The 15546-nt window shown below is 31.7% G+C and carries 16 protein-coding genes; 3 read left to right on the top strand and 13 right to left on the bottom strand.

The window, feature by feature from the left end; genetic code table 11:
- Positions 1-18 precede the first annotated feature (18 nt).
- From DFQ10_RS17165 to DFQ10_RS17140, 6 genes are all read right to left on the bottom strand, one after another.
- Positions 19-681 carry a YggS family pyridoxal phosphate-dependent enzyme gene (locus DFQ10_RS17165; protein ID WP_115818678.1) on the bottom strand — a complete coding sequence of 221 codons (663 nt, stop codon included), beginning with the start codon at positions 679-681 and terminating at the stop codon, positions 19-21.
- A gap of 55 nt (positions 682-736) precedes the next feature.
- Positions 737-1975: a DUF1015 domain-containing protein gene (locus DFQ10_RS17160; RefSeq protein WP_115818677.1), complete on the bottom strand. Its 1239-nt coding sequence runs from the start codon at positions 1973-1975 to the stop codon at positions 737-739.
- Position 1976: 1 nt separating this feature from the next.
- Positions 1977-2612, bottom strand: coding sequence for a M23 family metallopeptidase (locus tag DFQ10_RS17155; RefSeq protein WP_115818676.1), 636 nt, complete (start codon positions 2610-2612; stop codon positions 1977-1979).
- Positions 2613-2636: 24 nt separating this feature from the next.
- A complete protein-coding gene (locus DFQ10_RS17150; RefSeq protein ID WP_115818675.1) occupies positions 2637-3527 on the bottom strand; it encodes a 3-hydroxyacyl-CoA dehydrogenase family protein in 891 nt (296 codons plus the stop codon).
- A 35-nt stretch (positions 3528-3562) separates the two neighbouring features.
- The gene (locus tag DFQ10_RS17145) at positions 3563-4081 is read right to left on the bottom strand and encodes a hypothetical protein (protein WP_147299243.1); all 519 of its coding nucleotides are present in this window, start codon (positions 4079-4081) and stop codon (positions 3563-3565) included.
- A 134-nt stretch (positions 4082-4215) separates the two neighbouring features.
- On the bottom strand, positions 4216-5175 hold the full coding sequence (locus DFQ10_RS17140) for a Gfo/Idh/MocA family protein (protein WP_115818673.1): 960 nt from the start codon (positions 5173-5175) through the stop codon (positions 4216-4218).
- 152 nt (positions 5176-5327) lie between these two features.
- Between DFQ10_RS17140 and DFQ10_RS17135 the strand changes: the two genes are divergently transcribed.
- Positions 5328-5969, top strand: coding sequence for a protein-L-isoaspartate(D-aspartate) O-methyltransferase (locus DFQ10_RS17135; protein WP_115818672.1), 642 nt, complete (start codon positions 5328-5330; stop codon positions 5967-5969).
- 36 nt (positions 5970-6005) lie between these two features.
- Here DFQ10_RS17135 and DFQ10_RS17130 read toward each other — a convergent pair whose 3' ends face one another.
- From DFQ10_RS17130 to smpB, 5 genes are all read right to left on the bottom strand, one after another.
- On the bottom strand, positions 6006-7841 hold the full coding sequence (locus DFQ10_RS17130) for a Xaa-Pro dipeptidyl-peptidase (RefSeq protein ID WP_115818671.1): 1836 nt from the start codon (positions 7839-7841) through the stop codon (positions 6006-6008).
- 216 nt (positions 7842-8057) lie between these two features.
- Positions 8058-8576, bottom strand: a complete 519-nt coding sequence (locus tag DFQ10_RS17125) for a hypothetical protein (protein ID WP_115818670.1) — start codon at positions 8574-8576, stop codon at positions 8058-8060.
- A 9-nt stretch (positions 8577-8585) separates the two neighbouring features.
- Positions 8586-11054: a DUF5686 and carboxypeptidase regulatory-like domain-containing protein gene (locus DFQ10_RS17120; RefSeq protein ID WP_115818669.1), complete on the bottom strand. Its 2469-nt coding sequence runs from the start codon at positions 11052-11054 to the stop codon at positions 8586-8588.
- 243 nt (positions 11055-11297) lie between these two features.
- A complete protein-coding gene (locus DFQ10_RS17115) occupies positions 11298-12134 on the bottom strand; it encodes an SH3 domain-containing protein (RefSeq protein ID WP_115818668.1) in 837 nt (278 codons plus the stop codon).
- Between the two features lie 12 nt (positions 12135-12146).
- Positions 12147-12605 carry an SsrA-binding protein SmpB gene (smpB, locus tag DFQ10_RS17110; protein WP_115818667.1) on the bottom strand — a complete coding sequence of 153 codons (459 nt, stop codon included), beginning with the start codon at positions 12603-12605 and terminating at the stop codon, positions 12147-12149.
- Positions 12606-12778: 173 nt separating this feature from the next.
- Here smpB and DFQ10_RS17105 point away from each other — a divergent pair, with 173 nt between their 5' ends.
- Positions 12779-13570, top strand: coding sequence for a DUF6503 family protein (locus DFQ10_RS17105; RefSeq protein WP_115818785.1), 792 nt, complete (start codon positions 12779-12781; stop codon positions 13568-13570).
- On the opposite strand, the gene DFQ10_RS17100 is transcribed toward DFQ10_RS17105, so the two are convergent.
- Entirely contained in the window at positions 13550-14071 is a 522-nt protein-coding gene (locus tag DFQ10_RS17100; protein ID WP_115818666.1) for a SixA phosphatase family protein, read from the bottom strand. The two genes, DFQ10_RS17105 and DFQ10_RS17100, sit on opposite strands and share 21 nt — an antisense overlap.
- A gap of 213 nt (positions 14072-14284) precedes the next feature.
- Here DFQ10_RS17100 and DFQ10_RS17095 point away from each other — a divergent pair, with 213 nt between their 5' ends.
- Positions 14285-15115 (top strand): CvfB family protein, encoded by an 831-nt coding sequence (locus DFQ10_RS17095; protein ID WP_115818665.1) that lies wholly within the window; start codon positions 14285-14287, stop codon positions 15113-15115.
- Here DFQ10_RS17095 and DFQ10_RS17090 read toward each other — a convergent pair.
- Positions 15107-15535, bottom strand: a complete 429-nt coding sequence (locus DFQ10_RS17090) for a hypothetical protein (RefSeq protein WP_115818664.1) — start codon at positions 15533-15535, stop codon at positions 15107-15109. The genes DFQ10_RS17095 and DFQ10_RS17090 overlap by 9 nt on opposite strands.
- Between the last annotated feature and the right edge of the window lie 11 nt (positions 15536-15546).

Raw genomic sequence — 15546 nt, 5'->3', positions numbered from 1 at the left:
CTGAGACGCATCAGTCAACTAATTATTATAATTTCTGGCACCAAAGATACTACTTCCTACGCGAACCATTGTACTTCCACATTCAATTGCTAATTGATAATCACCACTCATTCCCATACTTTTAATTTCTAGGTCAGGATTAGTGTTTTTAAGTTCTGAAAACGTGTTGTTTAAGAATTTAAATTCATTTTCAACTTGTGTCATATTATCTGTAAAAGTTGCCATTCCCATGAGGCCAACAACCTTTATGTTTTTTAATTCAGAAAAGGCATCTGATTGTAAAAGGGTAGAGGCGTCGCTAACTGACATTCCAAATTTGCTGTCTTCTTCAGCAATTTTAATTTGAAGTAAACACTTAATAATTCTAACGTGGTTTTTGGCTTGTTTATCTATTTCTTTTAATAATTTAAAGCTATCGACACCATGAATTAAACTTACAAATTCAGCCATATATTTCACTTTGTTTCGCTGAACATGACCAATCATATGCCATTCAATATCTTTTGGCATTTCTGCATATTTATCAGCCATTTCTTGGATTTTGTTTTCACCAAAAATGCGTTGTCCTGCATTATAGGCATCCATTAAATCACAAACAGGTTTCGTTTTAGATACTGCGACCAAAGTGACGTGTTCTGGTATTGTAGCTTTAATATCCTCTAAATTTGTTTTAATACTCATTGATTCGTTTCTATATTTTGAAATATTATGTCCTTAGATATTACTAGTTTTGGTTCTAATACTCATAAATTGTAATTGCACTTCTCAATTTTGGCAGAATATAGGTGCTTTTTGGTGGCATAGTTAAGCCTTGATCTGCAATTTGTTTCATCTGTTCTACATTAGATGGGCACATCCCAAAACCAACTTTAAATTCGCCACTATCTACGCTACTTTTTATGGTAACCATTTCGTGTCGACCATTAACGTAAGAAATACGGTTATCGTGTCTTAAATCGTTAATATTTAAAATAGGCTGAAGGATTGTTTTATACAATAATTGAGCATCTAGTTCATCTAATGCAGTTTTAAATTCAAAAGCCGTTTTTCTTAAATAAAGAGAATAAAATTCACCATCTAAATACATACTAAAATGATGCGGTTTAGATGGATTGTAAGGTATTATACCTCTATTTTCAATACGATAAAATCCATCAAGTTTAATTAGGAATTCTTCTTTGGTTAAACCATTGAGATCTTTAATAAGTCTATTAAATTCGTGAATTACCAAATTAGATTCAGGAATTAAAAATGACATAAAAAAGTTGTAAGATTCACTGCCATTATGATTTGAGTTTTTTACCATTTCATCTTTGTATAAAAGGTAAGATGAAGCCGATCTATGATGACCATCTGCAATATAAACCGTTTTCATTTTTTTGAATTCTTCTTGAATAGTATTTATAATGTCTTCGGCATCAATTTTCCATAAATAATGCGTGTCTTTATAGGTCATGGTGAATTCAAATTCTGCATAACCTTTTTGTGTTTCTTTTATAATGTTTGCAATAACAGCATTATCTGGATAGGTTAATAAAACAGGCTCAGCATTAAAACCTACAGTTTGAATATATGTTTTAAAAGTTTCTTCACGTTTGGCAATAGTATCTTCGTGCTTTTTTATAATGTCATTCTCATAATCTTCAGCACTTGTTGCCGCAATGATTCCGCTGAATTCTTGCCCATGACGATTGACAATTTTGTACACATAAAATGAAGGTTTTTTATCCTTAACAAAAACACCTTCTTCTTTAAATTCTAAATAGCGGTTTTTTACAAGTTTGTAACGTTCTTCTCCTGTAACTTCTTGAGCATATTTGTAACCAGGATTTACAACATGAAGAAAACTATATGGATTATATGCCATTCTAGATTCACGTTCATCTAAAGTATAACTTTGATAAGGACGTGAAGCAACAAGACCAACAATAGCTCTAGTTGGTTTTACGGCTTTAAACGGAATTATTTTTACCACTTTAGTTTCTGTTTTTTTTAATAAAATCGGTAGGGTTTAAGTATCCAGTTGTGTCTGTTGAATAGCCATCACCAATATCTAAGTCAACATCATTTCTAATTTCGAGATGCAGATGCGCATAATATGTGCCATTGCAATTACCAATAGTAGCAATTTGCTCACCTTTTTTGATAAACTGATTGGGAGATACCAACATAGAATCGCAATGCGCATAAAGAGACTCATAGAATTTATTGTTATAAAAATGAACAATTCTTATAACATTTCCCCAACCACCTTTATAATCTTTAGCTTCACTAATATAGCCATTTGCTATAGAATAAATAGGATCACCTAAGTCCGAATTTCCACCACCAAGTCCATTCCAATCATCTCCTAAGTGGTTATTTTCTTTAAACTTTTGAGCATTATAGTAACCATTAGCATTTGGTTTGCCCACAGGGAAATCAAAACCTTTAGCTATAAAAGTAGAATCTTCTTTTAACCGAGTTTTATAATTAGCTTTCTCTTGAAAAGTTGATAAAGTATCTATTGAAGTCTCTTTTAATTTAGAACTTATTGTTTCATTAGCTTTTGATTGATCTTTACAAGACCAAAAGACAAGACTAAGTAAACAATAAATTACTAGATACTTCATAGCAAAATTTTAGACTAAAATAGTTTACTTCATAAACTGCTTGGCCACTTTTTCTGCTTTTCTACTTTCAGAATAATCATAAAAACCTTCACCCGATTTTACACCTAATTTACCAGCCATAACCATGTTAACTAATAAAGGGCAAGGTGCATATTTAGGGTTTTTAAAGCCATCGTACATTACGTTAAGAATAGATAAACAAACATCTAAACCAATAAAATCTGCCAATTGCAATGGTCCCATTGGATGTGCCATTCCTAATTTCATTACGGTATCAATTTCTTCAACACCAGCAACACCATTATAGAGCGTTTCTATAGATTCGTTTATCATTGGCATTAAAATACGGTTAGCTACAAAACCAGGATAATCATTAACTTCTGTTGGTACTTTACCCAACGTTTTAGATAATTCCATGATTGTAGAAGTCACTTCGTCACTTGTACTGTATCCTCTAATAATTTCTACCAATTTCATAATTGGCACAGGATTCATAAAATGCATGCCAATCACTTTTTCAGGTCTAGACGTTAATGCTGCAATTTGAGTAATAGAGATAGAAGAGGTGTTTGTAGATAGAATTGTATTTTCTCCACAAACTTCATCTAGTTGTTTAAAGATTTTTAACTTTAAATCGATATTTTCGGTTGCTGCTTCGACCACTAAATCAGCATTTTTTACACCTTCTTCAGTACTCGTAAATGTTTTAATATTTCCTAAAGTTTCAGATTTGTCTGCTTCGCTAATTTTTTCTTTAGCAACCATACGATCTAAGTTTCTAGAAATAGTATCCATGCCTCGTTTTAGAGATGCTTCACTAATATCTATAAGTTGTACATTAAATCCTGATTGTGCAAACGTGTGTGCAATTCCATTTCCCATAGTGCCTGCACCTATAACTGCTATATTTTTCATGCTTTAATATTTATTAAAAGGATAATAATTTTAGATTAATTGTCTTGTATTAATGTTTCTCCATGAAATGGACAATACTTCCAGCTACCATTGTGTCTTTTATTATCAACGGGACATATTTTTTCACTTACTAAGGAAGATAATGGTAAGTTATATTCAAAATTAGAATCATTAAAATTAAGACTAAATTGAGATTCTTTTAATGGAGAAATGGCATTTTCAAAAGAATTGTCAAAAACAAAAAACTCTATGTTTTCACCAACTTCACCAAGCATTTTACTAAACATAGGCCTTAGAGCATTAATCATTCCTTGTATGTCATCAGAATAAGACTCTAGAGGTTTTAAAGTTTTACCATTAACTTTTAATTCTAAATTTGAAATTTCATTTTTATTAATACCAGAAAATGCTGTTAATTCTGCATCTAGTATCACAAAAAGAGAATAGTCTTTAAAAATGGAATTAATCTCATCAATTAGACCTTGAGATCCAAGTGGACTATCTTTTAAAGCAACTTCCCAATAGATATTAGGTAGCCACCAAACTTGTTTCATATTTTGACCTGTTTTTTCAGTTTTTATCAAGTCCTTGACCAAGGTCATTAAATCGGGATTTTGATTTTTGTCTTGACTAAATGAAAACAGAGTGTAAAAACAGAAAAAGGTAAGGACTATAGTTTTTTTAATCATTAAAATTGATTTATAATCATATTTGCAACGCGTAACGCTTCTGTGCCATCATGTAGTGTTACAATTGGCTTAGTATTGTTATTTATGGCATCAGCAAAAGTCTCTAATTCGTCTAAAATGGCATTGTTGTTTGCTATTTCAGGGTTATCAAAATAGATTTGTTTTTTAATGCCTTCTGCGTTTTGAAGTATCATATCAAAATCACCAGGTTGTTCTGGAGCATCTTTCATTTTCACCACTTCACATTTCTTTTCAAGAAAATCTACAGAGATATAAGCATCTTTCTGAAAGAAGCGTGTTTTACGCATATTCTTTAATGAAATTCTACTTGCTGTTAAATTAGCTACACAACCATTTTTAAATTCAATACGAGCATTGGCAATATCTGGAGTATCACTAACTACAGAAACTCCACTCGCTGAAATTTGTTTTACAGTAGAATCTACTACACTGAGAATAATATCAATATCGTGAATCATTAAATCTAAAACCACAGGCACATCTGTACCACGAGGATTAAATTCAGCCAATCTATGACATTCTATAAACATCGGATTTTTTATCTGATCTTTAACTCCAATAAATGCAGGATTAAAACGCTCAACATGGCCAACTTGACCTTTTACACCATGTTCAGCAACCAAAGTTCTAATGGTTTCGGCTTCCTCAACAGTATTAGTAATAGGCTTTTCTATAAAAATATGTTTTCCTTTTTTTATGGCTTTTTTTGCGCAATCGTAATGCGACAGGGTAGGAGTTACAATATCAACAACATCTACAGCTTCTATTAAATCGTCAATAGAATCAAAATATTTATAACCAAATTCTTCAACGACACGTTTAGCGTTTTCAGCATCTGCATCGTAAAAACCGACAAGATCATATTTATGAGATTGGTTGAGTAACCTTAAATGTATTTTACCTAGGTGACCAGCACCAAGAACACCAGCTTTTAGCATGTTTTTCTGTTTTTAACAAAAATAGGCGTTTTCGCTCAGAAATTGAAAAAAGAAAATATAAAATACTGCGAAATTGATAATAAAATAAAGATTAAATTCTTTCTTTGAATTTCTGCTTCTTTAAATTAATTTAGCGTAAACTAAACTACGCTTTGAAAGATACATTTAAGCATCAAGGAATGCGACAGCAACTTGTTGATACGCTGAAAAAAAAAGGAATAAAAGATAAAGGAGTTTTAAAGGCCATTGGCAAAATTCCGAGACATTTGTTTATGGATTCTGGTTTTATAGACCATGCCTACCAAGATAAAGCATTTCCTATTGCTGCAGACCAAACCATTTCTCAACCTTATACTGTGGCTTTTCAATCCGAATTATTACAAGTGCAACCTGGTGATACTATTTTAGAAATAGGTACAGGTAGTGGCTATCAAACCGCTGTGCTTTTAGAACTTGGCGCTAAAGTTTTTAGTATTGAACGTCAGCAAGAATTGTTTAAAAAGACGTCTAAGTTTTTACCAAAAATTGGTTACAGAGCAAAAAAACTCATCTTTGGTGATGGCTATAAAGGGTTACCAGACGAGGCTCCATTTCAAAGTATTATTGTAACTGCAGGTGCACCTTTTGTACCAAATCCGTTGTTAAGTCAATTGGCTATTGGTGGACGTTTAGTTATACCTGTTGGTGATGATGTACAGATAATGACCTTATTTATTAGAAAAGGACCAAAGGAATTTGAAAAACATGAATTTGGCGATTTTAGATTTGTACCAATGTTAGAGGATAAGAATTAAACGACTTCAATTATAGAAACAAAAACTAAAACAATACTAATTAGTTGCCTTCGTAAAAGCTTCTTTTCCACCAACAACGGGTAAAGTCAACGTCGTCTTATCTAATTTAATAGTCAATTTTGTGCCTGCTTTTGGGTGTAAGGTAAATTCTTTATCACTAGAAAAGATCATAAAACCAATTTGTTGTCCGGCTTTAATGATTTGATCATCTGGTTGTAAATCGAAATTTACGGTATAAAATTGTCCAGGTTTTAAATATTCTTCTTCCGTTAATGATTTATGATTTTTAGGATCTGCCCAACCACGTGTAATAATGTTGTCGGTAATTTTTTCTCCTACTTGCCAAGGTAAAGAAACTAACCAAACTGAAAGATTTGCAGCAGGTTTATCGCTAGATAACGTGATACTCACTTTGGTAACACCTGAAATATGAAGATCATTTTTTAACTTAGGAGTTACATATAATAGTCTATTTTTAGAGTAGGCTACTTTAGCAAGTTCACTACCAGAAATTGCTGCATCGTCAGAGAGAGTTTCATCTTTTTTAGAACCAGAATTAAGCGTTAAACCACCAGACATTACTCCTCCTGCCGTTAGGTTAAATGTGACATCAGAAGCTTCAGGATTTGGATAATCTTTATAAGCTGTAGGTTGTTGGTTATCATCATTCTCTCTTACGATATAAGCTTTGTTTTCTTCTTTTTCGACACCATTATCAATGCCATGAAGATACTTTGTAAACCAACGGTTCATCATAGTCATAGGAGGTGGTCCACCATGTCCTAATTGATGATAGTATATTTGAGTTGGTAATCCTTTCTCTTTGGCAGCTTTATAAATACGGTAGCTATGTTCTGGCATCACATTCCAATCATTAAAACCATGCGACATTAGTAACGCAGCTTTCATGTTGTCCATTTGATTAAGGTAATCTCTTCCTGCCCAAAAATCGTTATAATCACCAGTCTCTCTATCCATACCATTTTTCATTTCGGTATCTCTTATGGTTCTGTTGTTATAAGCACGATTTTCTTCTTTTCCACTGTGTACAAAATCATATAATACATCAATATCTTCACCTAAATAACCACCTGGTGAACGTACCAAACCGTTAGAACGGTAATAATGATAATAAGAGGTGTTTGGAGCAATAGGAATAATTGCTTCCAAACCTTCAACTCCAATGGTTGCAGCTGCTAGAGGTAACGTTCCGTTATAAGATGTACCTGTCATACCAACTTTTCCTGTAGACCAATATGCTTTTACTTCTTTGCTGCCTTGTCTTTCGGTATAACCTTTTGCACGTCCACACAACCAATCGATGACTGTTTTTGGTGCTAACGATTCATTTTTCCCACCAATAGTTGGTGCTCCGTCAGATAATCCTGTTCCTGGCGAAGAAGAATGTACAACGATATAACCTCTTGGCACCCATTTTCTAATATGAGAGTTTGAAATAATTGGACGTTTTCCACGACGCGTAACTTCTGGGTGCACACGTTCTTTTGCTGTTTCACCTAATTCGATATCAACGTCCCACATAATTCCGGGAGCATCACCCGCAACACCAGCAAAGTAAGGACTAGAGACGTAAATTATTGGCAGTTTTAAACCTTCAGTTTCTGTTTGTTCTGGTCGAGTTACAGCAACGTGCATACGATCTGGTTGGCCATCACCATCGGTATCAAATTCTGTTTCTACCCATAAATCGTGTCGTATCCATTTATCCGAATCACTAAAGGCTTCTACAATCTGCGCTTCACCATCTTTAAAAATAGGACCTATTTTTTCTTTAGTGTCTTGTGCGTAACTAATAATTGAAATTGTTAAAGCTATTACTAATGTTGAAATTGATTTTGGTGAGATTATCATCTTTTGATTGTTTTGTATAATGTTCTTAAAAGTAACACGAATATATTAGAACTTAAATAAGTTATGGCTTATTATGAATGAATGATGTCTGTTAGAATGATTTAAACACATTAAAATTGTATCGAGAATTTGTATCATCGCTAATATGATTCTCAATATAAAAGAGTTTAAAAAAACAATTTCACTCGAATAGACAAAATGTATTCTATTTAATGATTAGTTTGAAGGCAAATACATTTCAGGAATCGGATTTTCTTGAGATTCTTGCATCCAATAAATGTTAACAATCCACCAGCGTTTTCCATCATTGAATAATTGAATACTGTTTATGCCACGCATAAAAGGTTGTTCTTCGTCTTTACTCTTAAATGCTTCATAGGTACTAAAAACGTGAGCTATGTTTCCAAAAGTTTGTGTTTCTCGTTTTATTTCTACTTCATGAAAACCATTATCTACCAGCCATTTTCCGGAGGATTTAATATAATCATCTGGTGACATGTAGCGCAAAACACTTTCTCCTTTTTTGTTTTTTCCTGTAGCAATAAGTTTGGCCTCTTTTTTAAAAAGGTGTTTAAACAACTCCCAATTACGTGCCTCACCTTTATCTCCAGAAATCACCGAATATAAAGTAGCTATAGTACTGTCTAATGTTGTAACATTTTTGCTATAGTCTTTTTTTTCTTGAGCAATTACAGCTATTGAAAACAATAATAATATGTATGTGATTTTTTTCATTCTATAAAGTTAAAAGAATTTTAAACCAAATACAATGGCATCACTTTGAAATCCGCTTTGGTAAGAGCGTAAATAATCTATTCTTAGTAATCTCCATTTTCCCCAACCAATATTATCAAGTCCTACGGAATATTCTTGATAAGGCTTAGAATCTGGTGTTGCTAACAAGTGCGCACCAACTACTAAATTAAAATTCAATTTATTAAGTAGTGGCACTTTTCCGAGTAAAAAGCCGTTAAAATCATGTTCTACATGTCCTTCAAAATAAGCATCATTTGTACTTGCGGAGTAATAATCTAAATTATTAAATACATTAGTATAATTACCCTCTGTGCTAACATGTGTTTGGTTTCCATTAAAATGTTGGTAATCCATAAAAGCAATATCATCTGCATTAAAAAATTTCCCAGCTTTTAGGTTGTACATAAACTTGCCTTTGTCTTTTATATTAAAGGCTTGCTGTATTCTCGCTTTTATTTGATCAAAATTATAATTGCTATCTGTGGCACCAAAACCTTTTTCGTAACCCAAATACAGTGTTGGGTAATCGTCGCTACTTACATTGTATTTAGCATCAGGATAACTTAGGTATTCTTGACCAAAATTTATACGTGCCGTAACGCTTCCTTTAATAATATTATGTGTTTTAAAAGGAGCAACGCCAAAAGCAGTTTCGTCTAGAGGATTATTACTGGTATAAACATCATTTTCTTCATTTCTAAAGGTTTGATCCGTTGTGTTGAAGAGCGCCTTGCGTCTTTCATAACTTAGACCAGCGAACAGACTAATACCATTAAATAGTTCTTCGGAATAATTAAGGGCAACAAAACTTCTATCGTATAATTTCATGTAATTATCTTCAAAAAACAAAGTGCTTACTGAATTTATTAATGGAGAAATAGGTTTAGAGGAGTTAAACTGTTCTGTAGAAACTCCACCGGTTAAACTTAAATAGGCATTATTTATGCTGTTAAATTTATAAGAAAGCGAACCTGTAGCACGTAAACGTTCATCCGAAAAACCATATTGAATATTACTACTAGCTCTAAAAAAACGTTTATAATCATCATAATTTTTAACATAAAACACATTAGCATTTGCAGCATATCCTTGAACCGTGTTAAATTGAACACCACCTATTAAAGGAATATCAAATCCTAAGCGATAATCCTTATGTGAATTTTGATAGGTGTAACCTAGTAGATTTCCTAATTTGAATTTATTGTTAGCGCGATCTAAAGAATCTAAATAAGGTTTAGATTCTCGCAGTGTTTGAAGACTATCCTTTTTTATATAATCGGTACGCTCTTCTAAAGTCAATGGCACAGGTCTAATGGTTTGCCAGAAAATGGAATCTTTTTTGTTGGCTTCTTTTTCAAAAGCTACAATTTCTCTACTAAAATCTTTTCTAGTGAGGCCTGTATTAAATTCGTAATTACTATAAACGGCAGTATATCGTCCATCACCTTTAATGCCAAACATTCCAAATCTAAAATCCATACTTTGAGAGATTTTAGCCCAAATGTCATTAGTTTCAGAATATGAAAAGTTTTGTTGTAATGAGATGATATCTACGATGGGAATTCGTGCTTGAGTTCCTGTAATATCTAGTTCTAAAGCATAAATATCCCATTGGTCTTCTACAATATAAATATATCCAGAAAATACAGGATCGTTTTTACGCTTTGGTGTCACTTTAATTTTATTGATTAGGTTTCCTCTATCATCGTAAAACACACCATCGAGCTTGAAACGGTAATACCCAAAAGCGTTGTTTGCTATTGGAGTAATAATTTCGTTACCAAATTCTATAGTATTATTATAGAAATTAAAATCAACATCTTGTGCTGCATTAAAGCTAAAACCATTGTCGTTACCACTTACTTTTGAAGCTGTAATTTTCTCTTTTAGCTTATCTGGAGATAAAAACTGGATTTTAGAAATGGTTTCTGATAAATAGATAATGCCACTTCTAGTAGAATCTAAAGCACCTCCTAAATCGCCAACTTCTTGACCTAATAATTTTTCGGGAGCATCCTTAATTTTAATTAAGCCTCTAGAATAGAAATCGGCCTTATAAGAATTTATTTTTTCGAGATTGGCTTTTCGTTGTGCAATGGCTTGGCGCATTATAGCTATTGCAGGATCGATTTCAGAATCTATAACAACTTCATTAAGGGAAACAGATTCTTCAGCTAAAGTAACATCTAATTGATAAGGGAATTTATCTATAGTTATATTCCTCTTTACCGTTTTATAGCCTAAATAACTGTAGACAATAGTATAGGTTTTTGGTGTTGAGATGTTAAGTTCATAATAACCATCATCATTGCTTGTTGTGCCTTTATAAGTATTCTCAATTAAGATATTTACAAATGGAAGTGGTTCGTTATTACTGTCTGTAATATTTCCGGTGATTTGTGCGGACACTAATGTACTTATAGCAATTAGAAAAACACTGAGTAGTTTTTTAGTCATAGAGATTGATTGATGAAAATAAAGTTTGATTAGAATTTTACTTCTGTTCACAAATTTTGTGCCTAAAGTTGAAAAAATCTTGTGTTACTTATTTATAATAGACGCAAATTAATTGCAAATGGTTGCACCAAACTTAGACTAAAAATAGAATGGTAGAAGTTATAGGAATCTTAAAATTATGATTTTTAGTTAAATAAAATCACAAAAAACCGATATTCTGTAGTATTAAAGCGTAGTTAAAAACTATTCTTTATTGATATTTTCGATAATGGTTTTTGGGTTGGGTTGAAGCTTATGGTTAACCCATTTTAAATTCACTTTAGTTATGCTCGACTTTTCCCAAGTATGTCCATTTTCAGGATTATCCATTTCTGAATATTGTCCATGTTCTTGAAAATAAATTATTTTGCCTTCTTCACCATTAGGATCATCTGGGAAGATTAAGTTCTCTGATTCCCAAAAACCAATATCAGCACTAGAAAGAACATCAATGGCTTTATATAGGTTGTCATTGTCTAAAAAGAGGTAGTATCCGCCAGAATTTGCTCCACAAGATTCTGGGAGGTAATTAATAAATAGAATATTATCAATGCTTTTGACGCCTCGATTATTATAAAAATTTATAGTAAAACCGTAGTTGCTTCCAAGAAATTCTGATTTGTTTTCAACATATTCGGTGTTAGGATTTAAAAGGGCTCTTGTAATAATGTACAATTTCTCATCAACCATTTCTGTAGCAAATAGAAATCTAACATTATCATCTTTCTTTTCTACTATTGAAATTAATCCACCTACAACATAACCTTGTTGGTTGTTGTGTTCTACTTTATACCATGGCGAGTTTATGCCGTTATACATAAAAGTTTCAGAACTCTTTTCTATAATTTTTAGAGGTTCGCCAATGGTCAATAATTTAACTACTTCAGAATCAATAGAAGGTGAGTTTCTTAATTTTACATTATCTCCAAATAAATATACAATTTGGTTTATTTTAAACTCTTGATTAATTTCTAAATGGTTGCTGTCTTGAGCGAAGCTGCAGTTTAATGCTAAAACAAATAAAATTATAAACTTGTTCATTTCTAATAAGTACTATCGGAAATCTTTCTTAATTCTATCTAAATTACGTTTATTATCACGATCTTTAATCGTTTCGCGTTTGTCGTAGAGTTTTTTACCTTTTCCGATAGCAATAACTAATTTAGCAAGACCTTTTTCGTTGGTATACAGGCGTAAAGGAATGATAGCAATACCTTTTACATCCATTTCCTTTTTTAACTTTTTAAGCTCTTTTTTGTTGAGAAGTAGTTTGCGTTCTGCTTTTGGTCTGTGGTTGTTATAATTGCCATATGCATATTCTTCAACCGTCATATTAATGACAAAGAGTTCGTCTCTATCATTAAATTCACAGAAACTTTCGGCAATAGAAGCCTTGCCAGTTCTGATAGATTTAATCTCAGTTCCGGTAAGTACAATTCCAGCCGTATATTTATCTAATATCTCGTACTGAAATTTTGCCTTCTTATTTAATATGTTTACCGTTTTTTGCATGGTTGGCAAAGATATGAAAGTAAGATTGAAGTTTTTTTGTAATCAGGATATTTTTTAGAAGCAAATACAAAAGGTAAAGTTGTATTAAGAAAAAGTACTTTAAGACCAATTTAAGACCTTTCTGTAATCTTAAGTTTAGTTTTGCGACTTTACAAAATAAATAGATGTTTATTATGAAGAATTATGTCCTTTTCTTAGCTCTTATATTAGTTTTTAGTTGTAAAAACGAAAAGTCAAATGAGATAAAGAATGATGTTTCAACGATAGAAAAATCACTAACGGCTACTGATATTATTAATAAATCAATTGAAGTTTCTGGTGGTGAAAATTTTAAAAGATCTAGTCTTAAGTTCGAATTTAGGGATACATATTACCAAGCATTACGTAAATACAATGAGTTTCTGTTAGTGAGGTTGAATGTAGATGGTAACGATTCTATTTTTGATATGTTAAGCAATGTTGGTTTTGAGCGATATAACAATAAAACTTTTGTAAAACTTGAAGATTCAATTGCAAAGAAATACGAAGCTTCAGTAAATTCAGTACATTATTTTTCAGTTTTACCTTATGGTTTAAATGACGATGCTGTGCACAAAACACTTTTAGAAAACGAAAAGATTAAAGATAAAGACTACTATAAAATAAAAGTAACATTTGATGCTGTAGGCGGAGGCGAAGATTTTGAAGATATTTTCATCTATTGGATTGATATAAAAACATTTAAGGTTGATTATTTGGCGTATTCCTATAATGAAATTGATGGAGTAGGAATGCGATTTAGAGAAGCCTATAATGAACGCTACATTAATAGTTTACGTTTTGTAGATTACAATAATTATAAGTCTGAAGACACATCTATTGCACTTGAAAATCTTGGAAAAGCTTTTGAAGATAATCAACTTAAACTTTTATCTAAAATAGAACTGGAGAATGTAGAAGTTAAATTAGTTGATATCAACCTTTGATAATTCTGAAGTCTTACCATTTTTAGATAATGTCACTTTATATAAATTAGCATTGTTATCATCTGCAATGTCTTCATATTTTGACTCTTCCAATATTTTATTTACAAATTGTGGAGTTGTATTGCTGTGACCTACTACGAGTACAGTTTCTCCTTTTGTTGTCTCAATAAATTTTTCAATTTTTATTTTAAAAGGATTATAATATTGGAGTTCAAGATTATTTGCCTTTGCTGTTGGCATTGCTGTTTGTTTTGTTCTATTGTAATCCGTAGAATAAATAGCATCAAATTGCACCTCTTCAAAATGTTTGGCCCAGTTTTCGGCACGTTTTAAACCTTGTTCTGTTAACTCTGGGTTTTTATTAGAAGCATCAGAACGGTCTTTTTCTGCATGTCTAATTAAATAGTAAGTTGTAATAACTTCGTCATTCTTTTTTGCATTTTCCTTGCAAGATGGAAATACGACTAATGAGATGAATAATATAAATATGAGTTTTTTCATGGTTGTAAGAAAAAAAGTGAGTCTTTAATGATTATAAGCTAATGTAGTAAATATAATACGAATAGAATATATTGACTGAATTTTGTACTTCTTATGGCTTGTAAGTTTAATTGAAAAATGGTATTTATTAATGGTTATTTAAGAGACATTTTTTAATGTACAGATGACCAATTAAGTTAAGTAAGTAATAAAAAATATTAATATCTTTGTCGCATGATAAACTTAGGCGAATACAATACTTTAGAAATTTTAAGAGATACAGAACCAGGATTGTTTTTAGGTGATGGTAATGAAGGTGAAGTTCTTTTACCAAATCGTTATGTGCCTAAGGTTTTTGAGATAGGAGATAAGATTGAAGTGTTTGTTTATTTAGACAATGAAGAAAGACCTGTAGCAACTACAGATCATCCTTATATTATTAAAGGAGATTTTGCTTTATTGCGTTGTAACCAAGTTACTGAATATGGTGCATTTTTAGATTGGGGTTTAGTAAAGGAATTGTTTTGTCCTTTTAGAGAACAAGCTTTTAAAATGAAAGCTGGTGGTTGGTATTTAGTACATTGTTATTTAGATGATGAAACTGAACGTTTAGTAGCATCAAGTAAAACCAATCATTTTTTAGATAATAAAGAATTAACCGTTGCTCAATTTGATGAAGTAGATTTAATTGTTTCGCATCCATCAGAATTAGGAATGAATGTTATTGTCAATAAAATGCATCTTGGTTTGGTCTTTAACGATGATATTTATAAAGATATTAGTGTAGGCGATCGATTAAAAGGTATTATTAAAAAAGTACGACCAGATAATAAATTAGATATTTCTTTAAATCAAATAGGTTATAGAAATATAGAACCTAACGCTGAGCATATTTTATTTGAACTTCAAGATAATGGAGGTTTTTTACCGCTTCATGATAAATCTAGCCCAGAAGACATAAAAAAACATCTTCAAATGAGTAAAAAAAGCTTTAAAAAAGCAATTGGCACGTTATATAAAGAACGTCAGATTACTATTGAATCAGATGGAATTAGGTTAGTTTAAAGTTCTTTTAGACTGGTTAATTACTTTTTCGTAGATAGAATTAATGCTTTGATGTAAGTTGTTAAAACAGATGTCATTCCATTCGCAAAAACTACTTTCAATTTCGGCATTCATTCTTGTAGCATTTGTATAACTCACTATGCCATAAGCCGCTAAATTAGGTAAGGCTTGTCTCGCATCTTTTAGGTCTAATAATGAGATAGAATAAGAATTAATTCTGTTTGCTATTAAGCCAAATGGTTTAGTCTTTCCAAAATAGTCTAGTAAATCGTTAAGCGTTTTTCTAACAGCTGTAAAATCAATATGTGTACCTTCATTAAACTCTATTACAGCGAGATGGTTAAAGTAGTGTACTGTACCAACTTCAGATTTTGTCTGTTTGATAATTTGAGTTGATAAGTCTGTATTAATAATACTCATTTCTAATAAGA

Source organism: Winogradskyella eximia (assembly GCF_003386165.1).
GTDB classification, from domain to species: Bacteria; Bacteroidota; Bacteroidia; order Flavobacteriales; family Flavobacteriaceae; genus Winogradskyella; species Winogradskyella eximia.
This window is presented reverse-complemented; position numbering and strand designations above follow the sequence as displayed.